Source organism: Mucilaginibacter flavus (assembly GCF_030409315.1).
In the GTDB taxonomy this organism is placed as follows: Bacteria; Bacteroidota; Bacteroidia; order Sphingobacteriales; family Sphingobacteriaceae; genus Mucilaginibacter; species Mucilaginibacter flavus.
Map to the genome: position 1 here is coordinate 39,615 of NZ_JAUFPS010000014.1, position 18,191 is coordinate 57,805.

Genomic DNA, 18,191 nt, shown 5'->3' on the forward strand with positions numbered 1-18,191 from the left:
ATAGTAATCGTGTTTAAGTCAACAATATTAATCATACCCGGCCTTGGTAATTCCGGACCGGCGCATTGGCAGTCGCTTTGGGAAAAGCGTTATGGCTTCGCCCGTGTTGAACAGGCCGATTGGGAAACACCTGTTTGTGCCGATTGGATCAACACCCTGCAAAACCATTTAGAAGCGCATAACCCTGCCGATGTAATCCTGGTTGGCCATAGCCTGGCCTGTTCTACCATAGCCTATTGGGCGAATGAATATAGTGTAGCCATCAAAGCAGCCTTATTAGTTGCTCCCAGCGATACTGAAGCACCAAGCTATCCGCCTGGAACAAGCGGCTTTGCACCCATGTTGCTAAACAAGCTACCCTTCAAAACTATAATGGTAATGAGTACCAACGATTTTTACGTTAGTCCGCAACGCGCCGAACTATTTGCCAATGCCTGGGGCAGCAAACTCGTTAATATCGGCGATGCAGAGCATATTAACGGAGAATCGAATTTAGGGGAATGGGAAGAAGGGCTGGCGTTATTGAGGGAGTTGGATGAGGGGTAGAATTAAAAGAGAAGTGATCAAAACGCCGTCATTGTAAGTTGTAAAATCCGGAGACTTTGAAAGTGGAAATGCCGTCACGAACTACCCTCTCCACCCTGTCATGCTGAGGAACGAAGCATCTATTCGCAAACTTTCAGAGCGAATAGAAATGGCGTAGAATAGATCCTTCACTGCGTTCAGGATGACAGCGTTTTAAAATAAATCATAGATAGGCACTAAAAAATCTCTACCCTGGCAAATCGAATTTGCACAGTTCGTGCTGTATCGTTTGGGGGTTGCTTCGTACCTACCCATGACGTAATTAAAGGGGTAAAAGCGTCTTTTTTGAGTGTTTTTACTCTTGATTTTATTGTAAATAAATGATTTCAAGACAGTTAACTAAAGTTTAACTTTTAAAAAAAAGCCAAAAAACTATCCGTCGGTAATAATTATCGATTAGGGCACCCCGGTACAAATGCGTGATGCCTTGATTATATAAAGCTGTACCCGAAGAGGTTTAAAAAAAATGACAGGCTACCCATCGGACAAATCTCTGTAAACAGGATCGTACCATACTTTCAGACTCAATTCTTCGGAACCATACTACCCTACAGGCAATAAGCACTATAAAACGATCGGCCACACTGTACAGCTTAGCACAAAGATACGTCATTTCACTTTCAGAGTCCGCCGGAATTTTTCCACTACCCATGACAAGTTATGTTTTAAAGTAAGGCGGCCTGTCACCCTGAGCCTGTCGAAGGGTCGCGCGCAGAGGCCTTTGCCCGCGTGCTTCGACAGGCTCAGCATGACCCTATTTTTTTCTTTTTTTTTGATGTTGTCATTTCCACTTTCAAAGTCTCCGGATTTCACAACTCGCAATGACGGAGGGATAAAATAAAAAGGCCCGCCTATCTCTCCATAGCCGGGCCTTTTATTTATATCGAAAAGCGGTTTATCTGATAATATTGAACAACCTGCTCCACCTTATTTTATTAAAGAACGACGCGTTATCATCAACACTCATCCAAATGAATAACGCTTTACCTACGATATGATCCTCGGGCACAAAACCCCAGAAGCGCGAATCTTCCGAATTGTGGCGATTGTCGCCCATCATAAAGTAATAGTTCATTTTAAAGGTGTATTGATTTGTTTTTACACCGTTAATCAAAATATCTTTCCCTTGTACCTGCAATTTATTGCCTTCGTAAATCTCGATAGCGCGGCCGTATATTGGAAAGTTTAAGCTATTAAGTTTAACGGTCATGCCTTTTTTAGGCACAACGATTGGTCCGTAGTTATCCTGGTTCCAGTTGTAATTAGGAAACCGGGCAGTAATTTTATAATTAGGATACCTAACTGGGTTGATAGGGTATGAAGGATCTGGCACACTCGGCGCGTTTAACTCCGGTGTAACCGATTTAATATTTGAAAACCCTTTCAATTTATTGGCCGATGCTACCGTGGTGTTGGTGGTAAATTCATTGGTCTTATCTGAAGCGATATCTTCTAAGTGCAAATCGTTAATGATATCCGGGTTAATAGGTGTACCATCGTATTTAACCCGATAAGTGATTTCACCGTTAGGTGGCGTTATTGATGGTACGCCATTGATAGACACCTGGGCTTTAATAATACGTAAGGTATCACCCGGTGTGCCCTGGCAGCGCTTAATAAAGTTTTCGCGTTTATCAACCGGCCTGTACAAAGGCGAATCGGCATCCATAGGGTAATTAAATACTACCACGTCACCTTTTTTAATATCACTTAGGCCCGGTAAACGGTAATACGGTAATTCAATGCCATCCCAATACGCTTTTGTATTAATCAAAGGCATGGTATGGTGCGCAAAAGGGAAGGCAACAGGTGTCATGGGTAAACGGGCACCGTAATTCACTTTACTTACAAAAAGGTAATCGCCGATAAGCAACGAGCTTTCCATAGATGCACTTGGAATTACATAGGCTTCTATAAACAGCGTACGGATCAACGTAGCAGCAACCACCGCGAAAATGATAGCATCGGCCCATTCGCGGCCGGTTGATTTTTTTAAGGTCTTTTTGTATTTCTCCCTAAACTCCGGACTTGCCGATTGACCTAAATATTTAGTGTTAGGATCGAAACCCCATTTGGGAAATGCGATAAATTCAAGAACCACCGCAGCTACATGCTGCCCAAACGTAAACTTACCGTATGATTTTGCAAAATCAACCATTAGGCCCATGAAAACCAAAAAGTTAATTCCGGGGATAAAAAAAAGGATAATCCACCACAATGGCCTGCCGGTTATTTTAAGGATCACCACAAAATTGTAAAAAGGGATCAGGGCTTCCCATCCAAGCCTGTCGGCTTTTATAAATAATTTCCACAAGCCTATATACGGCAAAATGATGAGTACTATAAATCCAATTAAAAATCCTGCTACGTTCACTTATATTTTTCTTTTAAATTTTATTACTTAATCCCCCTGAACAACCTGCTCCACCTTATCTTATTAGCAAAGGATGCCGTACTATCAATACTCATCCAGGTAAATAAGGCTTTGCCTACTACGTGATCCTCGGGCAAAAAGCCCCAATAGCGCGAATCTGTGGAGTTATGACGATTATCACCCATCATCCAATAGTAGTTTAGCTTAAAGGTGTAAGTATCGGCTTTTTTTCCGTTTATAAAAATATCCTTACCATTAACTTTTACAGTATTGTGCTCATACACCGCGATAGCCCTGCCATATATAGGGAAAGTAAGGCTATCTAACTTTACTGTCCAGCCCTTTTTAGGGATAATAACCGGACCAAAATTATCAATATTCCAACCGTACCTTGGCATTGCGCCTATTTTATAATCGGGGTGCGATAATGGATATACCGGGTTCAACTCGTCAACCAAGCCTTTAATGGCGATGTTTGGTGTTACCGATTTAATGTTTGAGTAAGTTCTTAATTTAGCGGCAGACTCGACAGTAGTATTGGTCGAAAAATCGGTATTGTTTATAGGTGCCATATCCGTTAAGTGCAGCTCGTTGATCACATCTGGATTGATCGGGCTTCCGTCAGATTTTACAATATAGGTCATCTCGCCATGAATAGCGGCCAACTCGGGCTTACCGTTAATATATACCTGTGCGTTGGCCAGGCTTAAGGTATCACCAGGCGTACCCTGGCAGCGTTTAATAATATTTTCGCGTCTGTCAACCGGGCGGTAGTACGGCGAATCGGCCTCCATGGGCAAATTAAACACTACGATATCGCCTTTTTTAATATCGCTAAAGCCAGGCAAACGATAATAAGGCAATTGTAAACCGCTCCAATACGATTGGGCATCAGTAAACGGAATGGTATGCGCTGTAAACGGAATTCCAATTGGTGTTATGGGCATACGGGCACCATAATTAACCTTACTTACAAAAAGGTAATCGCCTATAAGCAGCGAGCTTTCCATTGATCCGCTGGGAATCACGTAAGCTTCAATAAACAGGGTGCGGATAAGGGTTGCGGCAATTACAGCGAAAACAATGGCATCAAACCATTCGCGCGAGGCGCTTTTTTTCTTTTTCGCTTTAGTATTATCTTTTTTCCAGAATTTCCAGGTCATGATTAATTAGATGTGCAAATATGCAGATTACAGATGTGCAGATGATTGATCTTAATATCCAAATTTGCTGATTTTAAATTATCTGTTTATATATTTTTTTACCTATGACTATCTTGTAAGCAATATGTTACCCGTTGGCGCTGCAAATATGCAATTTCAAAAAGGCAAATTGCAGGTTTTGAGGATGGTTTGTTGTTAAAAGTTGAGGTGTTGCATTACAATGGGATTTACCGAAAAAACGGGTGACAGCAATATTGTGTCTTTTCAGAAACGATATATACCAAAAAGGGTGTTGCTGGTTACCCAACAACACCCTTCTCAGAATTTCAATATTAGCCTTTAGGATTTTTTACCACCCCCTGTTTTATCTTTCTCTGTTTTCACGTTAACATTACCGGTGCGCTTCAATACACCCCAGCCGCTTAATTCCCCTTTTAGTGCTTTGCGCATCGATTTAAACAATACGTAATACATCAACTGTCTCCACATAAAACGTTGCGGTATAATGTAGATAAGCTTCCTGTAATCTTCTTTTTCCATGCGGAAGGCGATGATACCTACAATGAAATCAACCACTACAAAGGCAACGTAATAGATCAGCATTTTTTCGGGCTTTTCGCCAAACAGAGCGAAGATCATCATTAAATCTGCCAGGGGCGAAAACAACGGTAATATAATCTGGAAGATGAGGATATTTGGCATCCCCACTATTCCGAAGAATTTATATTTTTTGTTGAATAAAGCGTCCCTGTTTTTCCAGAAGCTTTGAATAACCCCAAAGCTCCAGCGGAAGCGTTGTTTAAGCAACATGTTAACCGTTTCGGGCGCTTCGGTATACGCTATAGCTTCGGCGCAGTTTTTAACCACGTAGCCTTGTTTAAGGATACGCATGGTTAAATCGCAATCTTCGGCCAGGGTGTCATAAGTGAAACCACCCGCGCGGAAAATAGCCGATTTACGGAAAGCTCCAATTGCTCCAGGCACCACGGTAATGCTGTTGATTAAATCAAAAGCACGGCGATCCATATTCTGGGCGGTGATATACTCTATCGACTGCCAGCGGGTGATGATATTGGTTTCGTTACCTACTTTTACGGTACCCGCAACCGCGCCAATTTCCTCATCGGTAAAGTAACTCATGAGGTGATAAATGGCGTCGTCTTTAAGCTGGGTATCGGCATCAATACAAACCACAAAATCGCTGGTGGCATGGGTAATACCAAAGTTAAGTGCGGATGCTTTGCCACCGTTAGGTTTGGTTAGAATTTTTACCAATGGGTTATCCTGGTAAGCCGCTGTAACTACCTCAAATGTTTTATCTTTTGACCCATCATCAATAAAGATAATTTCAAATACCGGGTAATCGGTTTTTAGCAGGCTTTGTATGGTTGCAACTGCGTTTACCTCTTCGTTGTAAGCAGGTACGATGATACTTACGGGTGGTAATTTAATTTCGCCACGGGCTTTAACCGCTTTTTTGTTTTCGCTGTTTTGCCTTATTGCTAATACCGCTATTAATACAATACGACCAATAGCCAGGAAAATGGCCGATAAAAACACATAAACCAAAAACCAGTTAAAATAATAATAGCCCTGTACAGCCATATCATAAAATGGCGCAAAAATGCCGGTATCATTTTTTACAGGCGGCATTAAGTCGTCCTTGCTTTTGTCAAGTACATCGGCAATAGTGGTAAACTGGTAGCCGTGTGTTTTAAAGTAATGGATAATTGCCGGCAATGCTTTTACAGTTTCTTCGCGGGTATCGCCGCCGGCATCATGCAATAAAATCATTGAGCCGTTGTTGGCCTGCCGAATGGTGCGGGCTACAATGCTATCGGCTGTTACGCCCGGCTGCCAATCCCAGGGGTCGATAGATTCGCCAATGGTGATATAGCTTTGCCTGCGGCTTTCCGCTACAGGTATAACTTCGGCAAGTGTTTCGGGCTCGGCATCGGCATTAAACGGCGGGCGGAATAATATGGTACTACGCCCTGTAACCGATTCGATAATTTTACGGGTTGCATTTAACTCCAATACCACGCGCTGTAAACTGATGGTTGAAATATCGGGGTGGAAGAAGGTGTGGTTACCTATCTCGTACCCATCTTCATACTCTCGCCTTAACAGCTGGATATTTTTCTCGGCCATGGAGCCTACTACGAAAAATGCTGCGGGAACTTTTTCGCGCTGAAGGATATCTAAAATACGTGGGGTAAAATCCGGATCGGGGCCGTCATCAAAAGTTAATACTACTTTTTTAGGCTTGTACCCATACTTGCGGATCATGTATTTGGTAGGCAGCCTTTTGTATTGCTGCTGCTTAATGGTAAAATCGCTGGTATCAAGTCTGATAGCTATCTCGCCGGTTTGCGGGGTGGTGATGAGGTCAAGTACTTCACCATCGCCATCATATTCAACGTTTTTACGGCTGTTTAAACCTACAGAGGTTAATCGCTTTTGATCAACCCCGGTTTTACGCAAGGAATCAATAGACAGGTTTTTCTGGAAAAACGACCAAAGCCTCGGGTCTTCGGTACCCATACGCCAAAGGGCCACGCCGCCGGTCGCCCAGTCGTCGGCCATGCGGATCACGTTAAAATTGGTAGCGGCATCGGCAAAATAAATGGTATGGTCAAGGCTATCCTTATCCATATAAGTAAAATGCGAGTTGGCCGATATAGGATCAAAAATGATCTTGCTCTGGTTTTCTTCGGCAGTACTGATGGCCTGCTGATAACCTATAGATTTTCCTAAGCTGCTTTCGCGCCAGTCATAAGCGCCTGCTGCAAAGGTTAAAATGATTTTTTCGCTGGGTACTTTACTGCATACATCATCCAGTATCTGCTCAACCCAGTGCTGATTTGATAGGTCGCCGGCGTTGCTGTTTTCACTATGCTCATCAATAGCCATAATGAAAAGAAAGTCATTTACATGCTGAAGCCTTGTAATATCGTAAGTATCATCTTCGGGTACTACGTTTTGCGTAACCAGCAGGTTTTTTGCCTTTAAGGTAGCGTATAACTCGTTTTGAAAGGCAATGTAGTGCTTGCTGTTACGGTCTTTAATCTCGTCCAGGTCAACGTTGATGCCTTTAAATTTGTATTTATGAAGCGCGTTTACAATACTGTTGATAAAGCCTGTCCGTAGCTTGGGGTTTTTAAAAATACGTTCAATATCCTTTGAGTCATAACCACCAGCCTGGTTATTTTTGTTCACATAGTTTGATAAGGTAAGGATAATAGGCTTGTTAAGCTTTTTATTAAGGTTGATGATTCCTGTATCAATTTTTGTAATAACGGTATCAACATTAGGCAAAATTGAAAAACCTTCGCTTACCACCATATCCAGCTTGTTCATGTTATCAAGCAATGAATAGTAAGCCTGTGGTTCCCAGGGGCGGTAAAAAGCAGCGTTTATACGATCTTTATTGTTGGGGTGCTTGCGCTGGTGGATACGTTTGGAGCGCTCCATTTTTTCAAGCTCGCCTTTTTGTATTTTAAAGGAACGGTATTTGGTTGATCTTTTAATTTGCTCAAGTTCCTCTTTCGACATCTTTTTAGGTGCAGGATCAAGGCTCGGAAGATCCGGGTAATAGGTTGATTTAATAGTTACTATTACCGCAACGATACCAATAATTAAAAAGGCTAACAGAAGGCGGCTAAGCCACTTGAAACGATTCCATCTGCCGGGGGTATCTGCCTGAAAAACTTGTTTGCTTGAAGACATTAAGTGAGATTACTTGTATTAAAAGTACTGAGAACAAATAAGGGTTTGATAAATGGTTATTGACGGCCTATTTTTGAGTTTTACCCGGCTCTATGCCCGAAAAATCAACACCGCATTTGCAGTTGCCGCCACAGCTTTTTTTGGCTGTCAGGCTTTTATACATCATTCTGCCGATGTAAAAAATAGCACCGGCAAATAGTAAAATAACAAGGATTACCTGGATGTTCATACTACAAAAATACTAATTTTTAATATATACGTATAGACCTGTATAATAGTATAAAGTTTAACAGGGCATAAAGGCAATTGTTCCGCCAACCCAGTCAAAATCTTTATTATAACGTACTCCAATCATTTTTCCCCTGCTTAAACGCGCCAGGTTTATGGCCAGTGTAGGTGCATCATCGCCGTTGGGCCATAAGTATAAAAGCCGGATCTCGGCCTTCACCCCGCCATCCGGCGCCTGTACTACGGGTTCATAATTTACTTTTTCCTGTAAAATCCAGTTTTCAGGGTCTTTAATGCTGCGGATATCATCTAAAGTAACATCAATAATAACCCCCTGACCGGCAAAGGAAAACAAAGGTTTTAGTACGTAATTCTCCAAATCGGCTGGGATAAGTTCAACCTGGTGCAGGAAACGCGTTTTTGGTATATAGTCGCCTTTTAAAAACGGCATAGTGAACTTGCTAATGCGGTAAAACCAGTTTGGGTGCGTTATCCACTCTACGTTCAAAGCCTGCCTTACATCAACTACTTTATCGAAAATCTCCGGATCATTATCTATCTCATCAAATATCAAGCGGTTATAAATCCGGCGGATTTGTTGCTCATCTCCGGTTTCGGTTTTATAAAATAGGCGTGTATCACGTTGTATCAGATCGCTCAATGATATTACGGGTATACCCAGGTATTTTTGGGTGAGGTAAAAATCAACAGCTGTTTTTTGTTGGGGCGCGTTCACATCCATCAATACCACTTCTTCGTGCTTATAATTGCCAACGATGGTTTTTTTAAGCAGAGCAAGATATTCGTCCTTATTTAATTCGCTAAAAAATATAGTTTCGTCATCGGTAATATCAAAGACTTCCTTGTAAGTATCGCCCAATAATACCTGGAAACCGTAAAGTGAAGGGAATCCCTGTAACTCTATTAGCTTGGGAACAATATTACCGGCATCATCTTTACAAACCCCAAAATCCAGCGCGATAAAATGAGGATGATCGTTTTCATTGGCTACCCGCCATTTATCGGGAATGGCACGCTCGGTTAATTCTTTAAAATCGGGCTGTAAAATAGTAGTTATAATATCCTCACCGGCAGCAATCAGTTTGTCCCTAAAATCGGCAGTCAATAAAACCGGGGTTTCGGCAACACGGAATTGTACGGGAGTATGCAGGCCCTGGTTAAGCTTATCTAAAAACTCAGCATACTTTTCATCGGTAAAGCCGGCGTTGAATTTTTTCCTTGCTAATGGATTCATGGGTTTAGATAATTAGCCCCTCTAAATCTCCCCCGGGAAGGAAGACTTTTAAAGCCCTCCTTCCCGAGGAGTGTTGCGAGGGAGTTGTTACAAACAAACTTACTTAATTTAGTTCAACGTTTTAATTTTCTAAAAATCCTTGCTCCTTTTGTCCTTGCTCCAACTGAAACTAATTTAGTTCAACGTTTAATTCTTATCTCAAAATCCTTTGTCCTTTGTCCAATAGTCCTTGCTCCAATAAAGTCCAATAATCCTTCGTCCAAGAAGATAATATTTCATTAATTTGCTGTGTCAATTAAAACTTACAACTGGCATTTTTGCTTACTTGTTTAATGTATAAAAAGAAAATAGCCGTTATAGGCGGCGGAAGCTGGGCTACCGCCAATGTTAAAATGCTGGTTGATAACACTACCGAAAAGGAAGTTTTTTGGTGGATGCGCAATGCAGAGGCCGTAGAGCATCTTCATAAATTTAGTCATAACCCGTATTACTTAAGTTCGGTTGAGATAAAGTTACCTAAAGAAAATATTTCTACCGATTTAAAGAACCTGATACAGGTTGCTGATATTGTTTTGCTGAATGTACCTGCCGCTTTTTTGAAAGAAGCACTTACCGGAATTACACCGGCCGACCTTGCCGGTAAAAAAATCGTTTCGGCTATTAAAGGTATCGTACCCGATGAGAATTTAATTATCGGGGAGTTTTTAAACCACAAATACGGAATCTCTTTTGAAGATTTCATAGTGATTAGCGGGCCCTGCCATGCCGAAGAAGTGGCGCTGGAGAAGTTATCATACCTCACCATAGCATCTGGCGATGCCGCCCTTGCTGCCGAATTTGCGGGCCTTATCAATACCCGCTATATTAAAACCAATGTATCTGATGATATTTACGGTACCGAGTGGGGCGCTGTGTTAAAAAATGTTTACGCTATTGCCGGTGGCATTTGCCACGGTGTTGGCTATGGCGATAATTTTCAGGCGGTGCTTATTTCAAACGCCATACGGGAGATTGAGCGCTTTGTTGATGTGGTGCACCCTATTGACAGGGATATCAAGGAATCGGCCTATCTGGGCGATTTGCTGGTAACCGCCTATTCGCAATTTAGCCGCAACCGCACTTTTGGTAATATGATAGGCAAGGGGTACACGGTAACATCGGCCCAGTTAGAGATGAATATGGTTGCCGAAGGCTATTATGCAGTAAATTGCCTACAGCAGGTTAATAAACAGTACAAGGTAAATATGCCTATTTGCGATGCGGTTTATGCTATTTTGTATCAAAAACGCTCTCCTGTGCTTGAAATGAAGAACTTGGCAGAAAAATTGAGTTAGTTAAATAAAATTAACTCAATTTACCATGAAAAATTTATTCAAAATAGCATTATTTGCTGCCGGATCATTTGTTATTTCGCCTGTATTTGCCCAAACTCACAAGGATACTACCTTTGGTCAAAAGGTAGGCGCAACCGCTAAAAAGGTTGGGCACGCCACTAAAACTACGGCTGTAAAGGTTGGACATAAAACATCGCAGATAGCAGCCAACAGCGAGTCGACCATTGTAGATAAAAAATATAGCGGAAAAGTAGGGCCAGGTAATCACGATGTTTACATCGATAAAAATTCAAAATATTATTACGTTAACAAAAAAGGCCACCGCGTTTACATCAAAAAATCTCAAATGGTGGATAAGCCGGGTAAATAAAATTTCGTATCTTATTGCCGGAGCATAAAACACGCCTATCATGAAAAAATATCGGTTATTATTAGTTTTCCCGGTGTGTGCGCTTTTAGCGTTTTCGTTTGCTTGCAACAGCAACAGCGGCGAAACCGGACAGGTAAATAAAAAGCTGCTTGGCAAGTGGAAATCAAAAGATGGCGAAACCAAATTGGAAATAACCGATAAGGGTTTTACCACCGATGACGGGCAACCGATTACAGAGGATTATTTTGTGAAGAACGATACCATTTTTACATCGTACCAGGGGAGCAGGCCATTTACCAAATTCCTGATCAAAAACCTGGACGATCATAAATTGACGCTATTTTATCCGGATTCTGATTTGGTGGAGTTTGCGAGGTAATAATAAACCTATCGTCATTGCGAGTTGTGAAATCCGGAGACTTTGAAAGTGGGAATGACAATATAAAGAAAAAAAATAGGGTCATGCTGAGTTATAAAATCCGGGGACTCTGAAAGTGGAAATAACGTAAACAAACCAAGGAACGACTCACCCCGACGAGGCTACGCCCGTCTGCCCCTCTCTCCGACTTCGTCGCATAGAGGGGCAAAAAACAAAAAAATGGGGTTCACCCTCTATGCGGCTTTAGCCGGAGAGAGGGTCGGCTAGCGAAGCGTTGCCGGGGTGAGTCGTAGCCAGCGTTCAAACCACTCGCATTCGGCTAAAACGAACACGTCATGGGTAGCCTGTCGAAGCACGCGGGCGAAGGCCTCTGCGCGCGAGTCTTCGACAGGCTCAGACTGACAACCCTCTTTACTTTTTACAACTTGTCATGGGTAGGTACGAAGCAATCTCCGGACTATACAGAGTGAAACTTCAAAATTGATTTGCGTGTGTAGAGATTGCTTCGTACCTCGTATGACGGTGGTTAAAGGAATCTTCCCCAAAAAACAAAAGCCTTCATAACTGCTGGCGGCAGTTGAAGGCTTTGTTAACAAAACTAAACTAAAACTATGCTTCCTTACCAGGGGAAGCTCATGAAAACTATCTTTTTTAAGTATCAAGTAGTTAGTATCAAGTATCAAGATAGCTGCGGTTGCTTAGTTCCGGTCTTACTACTTGATACTTACTACTAAATTAGTATCTTCTTCTGCGTTCCGGGCGTTCTTCGCGGGGCTTGCCAGAGAAGTCGCGGAAGCCACCGCCTCCACCTTCACGGCGTTCGCCACCACGGTTGTTGCCGCCATCGCGCCTGTCGCCACCACGGTAACCACCGCCTTCACGACGCTCGCCACCACGATAACCACCTTCACGTCTGTCGCCACCGCGGTAACCACCACTACTTTCACGACGGTCGCTTGTACCTTCGCCAGATACTTCTATCCTTACAGGGCGGCCTTTGTATTCGGCACCTGCAAAACCTGCATTTACTTTCTCAACGTCCTCGTTAGGTACTTCAAAGAAAGAGTAAACACCTTTTACATCTATTTTACCAACCGAACGGCCGCTAATTTTTGATGTGTTGCAAATGTAACCTAACAAATCGCCACGGTTAAACTCATCTACAGAACCCAGGTTGATAAACAAACGGGTGTAAGCTGATGGGCCGCTTGACGCACCACGAGGGGCACGGTCATCACGATCTCTTGACCTACCTTCTTCAACGCCTGCATTTAAATCAGGAGCGTTTTTGTAGTAGTCTAGGAAACGGTTAAATTCAATTGAAGCAAAACGTTTAATGAAATCTTCTTTTGTGAAATCTTTAAACTCTTCAATGATGCGTGGCAGGTACTGCTCAATTTGCTCTTCGTTAACAGTTACGTTATGAACTTTGTGAACAATAGAGAATAATTGTTTCTCGCAAACATCAAAACCTGTAGGGATCTCTGCTTTTGAGAATTTTTTACCAATTACACGCTCAATCTGGCGTATTTTACCTAATTCCTTCGCGTTAACAATTGAAATTGATACACCTGTTTTACCTGCACGGGCTGTACGACCGCTACGGTGAGTGTAGTTTTCAACTTCATCTGGCAATGAGTAGTTAATTACGTGTGTAACATCATTAACATCAATACCACGTGCGGCAACGTCTGTAGCAATTAACAGCTGCAGGCTACGCTCGCGGTAGCGTTTCATTACCTTATCGCGTTGTTGTTGCGAAAGGTCGCCGTGTAAAGAATCGGCATTGTAACCGTCTTTAATCAGGGCCTCGGCAATATCCTGGGTTTCAATTTTGGTACGGCAAAATACAATACCAAAAATATCAGGGTTAAAATCAACAATACGTTTAAAAGCGGCATACTTATCTCGGGCACGTACTATGTAGTACTCGTGCTCAATGTTGGCATTGCCGGTATTTTTTTCGCCCATGGTAAGCTCAAACGGATTATCCATGTACTTTTTGGCAATACGCCTAACTTCGGCAGGCATAGTGGCCGAGAATAACCAGGTTTTTTTGTCGTCTGGCGTGGTAGATAAGATATTGTCAATGTCTTCCTGAAAGCCCATATTGAGCATTTCATCAGCTTCATCCAATACTACATATTTTACCCTCGAAAAATCTATCGCCTTACGGTTAATGATATCAAGCATACGGCCTGGTGTGGCCACAACGATCTGTACGCCACGTTTAATCTGGCGTAGCTGATCCATAATGCTTGCTCCGCCATAAACGGCAACAACGTTAACGTTGTGCATTTTTTTGGAGTAATTTTTAATGTCGTTCGTGATTTGTAAACAAAGTTCACGTGTTGGGCATAAAACAAGTGCCTGTGGATGGTTTTCTTCAAAATCCAACAGTTCTAATAATGGTAGGCCAAAGGCAGCAGTCTTACCGGTCCCGGTTTGGGCTAATCCGACAAAATCGTTGCTGCCTGTTAACAATACCGGAATTGACTGTTCCTGGATTGGCGTTGGGTTTTCAAACCCTAACTCAGAGATGGCATTAACAATATCATGACGGATTCCCAGTTCAATAAATGGGTTCATGAATTAAAATAACGAATTTGGCAACATCGCCAAATCGGGCGCAAAGATAGCGCTAATATTTTTCAAAAGCAATAAGGATAAGTATTCATTTTTACTTTTCCACAACTATTTTCATTTTAATGCTAAATGCCTTTAAAATAGTAACTTAATTATGGATATTGTAATGTTTTAGCAAGGCATTTTACATATTTATCAGAGGACTTTACTGTACTATCTGATTACTAAGGGCGAAAACGATAAGCTGGGTAATGTTTTTTACCTCCAGCTTTTTGAAAATGTTTTTTCGGTGGGTTTCGATTATGAGGCTGATACGGTACTTACCTTAGCCTATCGGCCGATTTTACCAGCTTATCATCGTTCTTGATGCTTTTTACAGCTAACAGCAGCATAATGATGCTTATCGAAGTTAAGAAAAGACCAATGCCCATGGTTTTTGTGCCTAATTGCACGCCTTCGCCAACAGCTTTCTTTACGGTTTGGGCCATCCAAAAGCTGTAGCCAAAAAGCACCAATATTGTGCTGTACACAAGCGCTATTTGTTGCTTGCGGTTTTTAAACAGAAAGATGATCACCAAAGGGATGATGGCTACTATTGCGGTAACAGCGGTTAGGGCGGTAAATGAATCGGTATGTTTTTGAACGCCGTTTACATCCTGAAAAATGCCGGTGACCATAATAGTTACGGGGGTATCATTTATGTATACATTGTGTGCAAGCGGAAAAAGGTAAAGGGCAAACAATGCCAGGCTGGCAACCAACAGGTAAATGCTTTGTATTCTTTGTAGCATAGTATTAAAATTATGATGACAAATATAGATGTTTTAAGCTGAAAGCTTAAAGCGAAAGGCTGAAAGCTTTTGATGTTTAGTTTTAAGTTTTTTGGCTTGATTACCATTCCCCGCCATATTATTAACTTTGCCCTGTGACTAATAAACAACGCTATTTTATTGAACTGGCTTATGATGGTACCAACTATCACGGCTGGCAAATACAGCAAAACGCAGTAAGTGTACAAGAGGTATTGAATAAAGCGCTGGCTACCATTTTTCGCCAGCCCATTGAAACTACCGGTTGCGGCCGCACAGATACCGGTGTACACGCCAAAGAGTTTTTTGCTCATTTTGATGTGGAGGAAGAAGTTCATGGTTCATTGTTCACGGATCATGGTAAGGAAGAAGTTCATGGTTCATTGTTCATAGATCATAGTAAGAAAAGGGATGTGGTATCGGCAGCTTCGGCCATGAACCATGAACTATTAACTATGAACCAACAACATCAACTCAAAAACAAAGTCCGCGGCCTCAATTCTATCCTGCCGGCAGATATCGCCATAAAAAATTTGATTCCTGTTCATGCCGATGCGCATGCCCGGTTTGATGCCACGCTACGATCATATCAATACCATGTACATTTTAATAAAGACCCATTTTTACAGGGAGGGTCCTGGATGTTGCGCGACGTGCCAGATATTGAGCTGATGAACCAGGCGGCTGCTATGATGATGGATTATATTGATTTTAGCTGCTTTAGTAAATCAAACACCCAGGTAAAAACCAATAATTGCAAAATAAGCAGGGCCGAGTGGGTGCTGACAGAACAAGGAATGGTTTTCCATATTTCGGCCGATAGGTTTTTGCGCAACATGGTAAGGGCCATTGTTGGCACGCTAATGATGGTGGGCAAAAAAGAAATACCACCCGAAGCCGTAAAAGATATCATAGAAAGCAAAAACCGCTCAAACGCCGGCATGAGTGTACCGGCTTGCGGTTTGTATTTAACTCAAATAAGCTACCCTTATTTGAGCGGTAGTAAGTAGTAAGTATCAAGTAGTAAGATTTTTTACGGGGGAGCGCGTAATCATATTGCAATTGTTAAACACTATTGGTCTGTTTTTTATTCGATATTTGCAGCTAAAGTCTTGATACTTGATACTTACTACTTGATACTAAAAGCTACTTGATACTAAAAAATGGCAGAAGTTACCGGGAAAGCGCTTGATTGGAAATTGTTAAAACGGGTGATGCATTATGTAAAACCCTACAACACTACTTTTGTAATAGCCGGTTTTCTGACTGTTTTTTTGGCGGGCAGCGCCTTACTGCAACCCATCTTAATTCAGCATACATTAGACGTCGATATTCTGAACGATAATTATGACGGCCTGGTATTTATGGTTGGGCTGATGGTTGCTCAGTTGTTTATTCAAACTATTGCCCAGTATTATCAAACCTATTTAACCAACTCATTGGGGCAATCCGTGATCCGCGATTTGAGGATTGATATTTTTAATCATATCACCAGCTTACGTTTAAAATATTTTGATCGTACACCTATCGGTATGCTCATTACCCGCACGGTCTCCGACCTGGAAACCATTGCCGATATTTTTTCTGAAGGCCTGATCTCCATTATGGGCGATATGCTACTGGTGGTAGCTGTGGTTGGCTTAATGTTGTTTAAGGACTGGAAACTGGCGCTCATCACCCTTATACCAATGCCTTTCCTGTTTGCATCTACTTATGTTTTTAAGGAGGCTATCAAATCATCGTTCCAGGAAGTGCGTACACAGGTAGCGCAATTGAATACTTTTTTGGCCGAGCATATTTCGGGGATCAGCGTTATCCAGCTTTTTGCGCGGGAAGATCAGGAGATGCGCAAGTTTAAAGCCGTTAACCTAAAATACCGGGATGCCAATATTCGCTCTAACTGGTATTACTCTATATTTTTCCCGGTTGTGGAGATTTTGTTTGCCATTTGCATGGGTCTGCTGGTTTGGTATGGTTGTAAGCGAATGTTATCCGATAGTCAGCAAATGGCTTTAACAGCCTCGGGTAAAGGGATTACGCCGGGTTTAATAACCAGTTTTATTGTATTGCTAAACATGCTGTTCCGCCCCATTCGTCAACTGGCCGATAAATTCAACACCCTGCAAATGGGTATGGTTGGTGCCGACAGGATTTTTAAAGTACTGGACACCGATGAAGTAGCTGCCAATACCGGAACCCGTAAAACCGGCAGACTGCAGGGCGAAATTCAATTTGATAAAGTTTGGTTTGCTTATAACGACGACAATTGGGTGCTTAAAGATATCAGCTTCCATGTAAAACCCGGCGAAACCCTGGCCTTGGTAGGCGCTACAGGTGCAGGCAAATCATCAACCATCAATATCCTCAACCGCTTTTATGAAATAGGACAGGGCAGCGCCAAGGTTGATGGTCATGATATCCGGGAATACGAAGTTGAATTTTTGCGGTCGCAAATTGCTACCGTAATACAGGATGTGTTTTTGTTTACTGATACCATTGCCAACAACATTAGTCTCAATAATGAACTGATTACCCGCGAGCAGATTATTGCCGCCGCTAAAGATGTGGGCGCGCACGAGTTTATTGAACGCCTTCCCGGTGGCTACGATTACAATGTAATGGAAAGGGGATCGACCCTATCGGCAGGGCAGGCGCAATTGATCTCCTTTATCCGGGCCTTGGTTTATAATCCGGCAATTTTGGTTTTGGATGAAGCAACCTCATCGGTTGATACAGAAACAGAAATCCTGATCCAGAACGCCATCAATAAGCTGATGCAAGGTCGTACAGCTATCGTGATAGCCCATCGCCTGTCCACTATTCAAAATGCAGATCGTATCATCGTACTCGATCATGGCGAAATCATGGAAATGGGCACCCACCAGGAACTGCTCAAAATAGAGAACGGGCATTACCGCAAACTGTACGATTTGCAGTTTAACTCGGCGGGGATAGCGAGGTAAAGCCTCACCCTGCCCTCTCCAAAGGAGAGGGTTCTTGATTTTCAATATATTATACTGTAAAACAGCGATATAGATAAAATGTCTGATAGGTAGCACCGCGCAATTCAAAGTCCTCTCCTTTGGAGAGGATTACTCACTATTGTATTTTAAAGGTGTTCGTGAGTGCTTCGCAGTTCAGGTGAGGCTCTTGTCTGCCGAATGCACCGGCTGCTCCTCTTTCTCGTGCTTTTTAGCTATATCGCCACCATGCGGTTCATCGGCATGGTATTGCTTATCTTGATTTTTCACCTTGCTTTTGCCGCCGTTATCATTTGGCCTGTTGGTTGGTGTATCTGATGGCGACTGTTTCTGTTTGTCGTTTGCTGGCTTTGTCATAAAGATACAACAGGGGGTGGGAAGAAATTGTTTAGGCTGTC

The 18,191-nt window shown here is 42.3% G+C and carries 15 protein-coding genes; 6 read left to right on the forward strand and 9 right to left on the reverse strand.

Translation table 11 applies throughout. The features are described 5' to 3' along the window. Window positions 1–9: 9 nt before the first annotated feature. Window positions 10–546 (forward strand): RBBP9/YdeN family alpha/beta hydrolase, encoded by a 537-nt coding sequence (locus QWZ17_RS04755; RefSeq protein ID WP_290303834.1) that lies wholly within the window; start codon window positions 10–12, stop codon window positions 544–546. Between the two features lie 934 nt (window positions 547–1,480). Here QWZ17_RS04755 and lepB (QWZ17_RS04760) read toward each other — a convergent pair. The 5 genes from lepB (QWZ17_RS04760) to QWZ17_RS04780 all read right to left on the reverse strand — a co-directional run bounded on the left by lepB (QWZ17_RS04760) (window position 1,481) and on the right by QWZ17_RS04780 (window position 9,334). Beyond that, complete coding sequence (lepB, locus tag QWZ17_RS04760; RefSeq protein WP_290303835.1) at window positions 1,481–2,959, reverse strand: signal peptidase I; 1,479 nt, start codon at window positions 2,957–2,959, stop codon at window positions 1,481–1,483. 23 nt (window positions 2,960–2,982) lie between these two features. Continuing rightward, a complete protein-coding gene (gene lepB, locus QWZ17_RS04765) occupies window positions 2,983–4,122 on the reverse strand; it encodes a signal peptidase I (RefSeq protein ID WP_290303836.1) in 1,140 nt (379 codons plus the stop codon). Window positions 4,123–4,461: 339 nt separating this feature from the next. Further along, a complete protein-coding gene (locus tag QWZ17_RS04770; protein WP_290303837.1) occupies window positions 4,462–7,851 on the reverse strand; it encodes a trifunctional glycoside hydrolase family 18/polysaccharide deacetylase/glycosyltransferase family 2 protein in 3,390 nt (1,129 codons plus the stop codon). A 67-nt stretch (window positions 7,852–7,918) separates the two neighbouring features. Next, window positions 7,919–8,080, reverse strand: a complete 162-nt coding sequence (locus QWZ17_RS04775; RefSeq protein WP_290303838.1) for a FeoB-associated Cys-rich membrane protein — start codon at window positions 8,078–8,080, stop codon at window positions 7,919–7,921. A 57-nt stretch (window positions 8,081–8,137) separates the two neighbouring features. Beyond that, window positions 8,138–9,334 carry a hypothetical protein gene (locus QWZ17_RS04780; RefSeq protein ID WP_290303839.1) on the reverse strand — a complete coding sequence of 399 codons (1,197 nt, stop codon included), beginning with the start codon at window positions 9,332–9,334 and terminating at the stop codon, window positions 8,138–8,140. Window positions 9,335–9,666: 332 nt separating this feature from the next. Here QWZ17_RS04780 and QWZ17_RS04785 point away from each other — a divergent pair, with 332 nt between their 5' ends. The 3 genes from QWZ17_RS04785 to QWZ17_RS04795 are packed head-to-tail and all read left to right on the forward strand — an operon-like array spanning window position 9,667 to window position 11,417. Then, the gene (locus tag QWZ17_RS04785) at window positions 9,667–10,668 is read left to right on the forward strand and encodes an NAD(P)H-dependent glycerol-3-phosphate dehydrogenase (protein WP_290303840.1); all 1,002 of its coding nucleotides are present in this window, start codon (window positions 9,667–9,669) and stop codon (window positions 10,666–10,668) included. A 25-nt stretch (window positions 10,669–10,693) separates the two neighbouring features. Further along, the gene (locus QWZ17_RS04790; protein WP_290303841.1) at window positions 10,694–11,038 is read left to right on the forward strand and encodes a hypothetical protein; all 345 of its coding nucleotides are present in this window, start codon (window positions 10,694–10,696) and stop codon (window positions 11,036–11,038) included. Window positions 11,039–11,078: 40 nt separating this feature from the next. Continuing rightward, the gene (locus QWZ17_RS04795; protein WP_290303842.1) at window positions 11,079–11,417 is read left to right on the forward strand and encodes a hypothetical protein; all 339 of its coding nucleotides are present in this window, start codon (window positions 11,079–11,081) and stop codon (window positions 11,415–11,417) included. 735 nt (window positions 11,418–12,152) lie between these two features. Here the strand turns inward: QWZ17_RS04795 and QWZ17_RS04800 are convergent. The 3 genes from QWZ17_RS04800 to QWZ17_RS04805 form a co-directional block, all read right to left on the reverse strand. Next, window positions 12,153–14,006 carry a DEAD/DEAH box helicase gene (locus QWZ17_RS04800; RefSeq protein ID WP_290303844.1) on the reverse strand — a complete coding sequence of 618 codons (1,854 nt, stop codon included), beginning with the start codon at window positions 14,004–14,006 and terminating at the stop codon, window positions 12,153–12,155. A gap of 202 nt (window positions 14,007–14,208) precedes the next feature. Further along, entirely contained in the window at window positions 14,209–14,316 is a 108-nt protein-coding gene (locus tag QWZ17_RS29620; RefSeq protein WP_353959471.1) for a LuxR C-terminal-related transcriptional regulator, read from the reverse strand. Window positions 14,317–14,323: 7 nt separating this feature from the next. Beyond that, window positions 14,324–14,794, reverse strand: coding sequence for a DUF4293 domain-containing protein (locus QWZ17_RS04805; protein WP_290303846.1), 471 nt, complete (start codon window positions 14,792–14,794; stop codon window positions 14,324–14,326). Window positions 14,795–14,928: 134 nt separating this feature from the next. Here QWZ17_RS04805 and truA point away from each other — a divergent pair, with 134 nt between their 5' ends. After that, window positions 14,929–15,822, forward strand: coding sequence for a tRNA pseudouridine(38-40) synthase TruA (gene truA / locus QWZ17_RS04810; protein ID WP_290303847.1), 894 nt, complete (start codon window positions 14,929–14,931; stop codon window positions 15,820–15,822). Between the two features lie 153 nt (window positions 15,823–15,975). After that, the gene (locus QWZ17_RS04815) at window positions 15,976–17,775 is read left to right on the forward strand and encodes an ABC transporter ATP-binding protein (protein WP_290303848.1); all 1,800 of its coding nucleotides are present in this window, start codon (window positions 15,976–15,978) and stop codon (window positions 17,773–17,775) included. Window positions 17,776–17,949: 174 nt separating this feature from the next. Here QWZ17_RS04815 and QWZ17_RS04820 read toward each other — a convergent pair whose 3' ends face one another. Next, on the reverse strand, window positions 17,950–18,150 hold the full coding sequence (locus QWZ17_RS04820) for a hypothetical protein (RefSeq protein WP_290303849.1): 201 nt from the start codon (window positions 18,148–18,150) through the stop codon (window positions 17,950–17,952). Window positions 18,151–18,191: the final 41 nt, after the last annotated feature.

What these genes read in the sequence shown, in the direction of transcription:
- QWZ17_RS04780 (WP_290303839.1), bottom strand. Translation starts at nt 9,334, where the DNA reads ATGAATCCATTAGCAAGGAAAAAATTCAACGCCGGCTTTACCGATGAA.
- QWZ17_RS04790 (WP_290303841.1), top strand. Translation starts at nt 10,694, where the DNA reads ATGAAAAATTTATTCAAAATAGCATTATTTGCTGCCGGATCATTTGTT.
- QWZ17_RS04820 (WP_290303849.1), bottom strand. Translation starts at nt 18,150, where the DNA reads ATGACAAAGCCAGCAAACGACAAACAGAAACAGTCGCCATCAGATACA.
- QWZ17_RS04785 (WP_290303840.1), top strand. Translation starts at nt 9,667, where the DNA reads ATGTATAAAAAGAAAATAGCCGTTATAGGCGGCGGAAGCTGGGCTACC.
- lepB (WP_290303836.1), bottom strand. Translation starts at nt 4,122, where the DNA reads ATGACCTGGAAATTCTGGAAAAAAGATAATACTAAAGCGAAAAAGAAA.
- QWZ17_RS04770 (WP_290303837.1), bottom strand. Translation starts at nt 7,851, where the DNA reads ATGTCTTCAAGCAAACAAGTTTTTCAGGCAGATACCCCCGGCAGATGG.
- QWZ17_RS04795 (WP_290303842.1), top strand. Translation starts at nt 11,079, where the DNA reads ATGAAAAAATATCGGTTATTATTAGTTTTCCCGGTGTGTGCGCTTTTA.
- QWZ17_RS04815 (WP_290303848.1), top strand. Translation starts at nt 15,976, where the DNA reads ATGGCAGAAGTTACCGGGAAAGCGCTTGATTGGAAATTGTTAAAACGG.
- QWZ17_RS04805 (WP_290303846.1), bottom strand. Translation starts at nt 14,794, where the DNA reads ATGCTACAAAGAATACAAAGCATTTACCTGTTGGTTGCCAGCCTGGCA.
- QWZ17_RS04800 (WP_290303844.1), bottom strand. Translation starts at nt 14,006, where the DNA reads ATGAACCCATTTATTGAACTGGGAATCCGTCATGATATTGTTAATGCC.
- QWZ17_RS04775 (WP_290303838.1), bottom strand. Translation starts at nt 8,080, where the DNA reads ATGAACATCCAGGTAATCCTTGTTATTTTACTATTTGCCGGTGCTATT.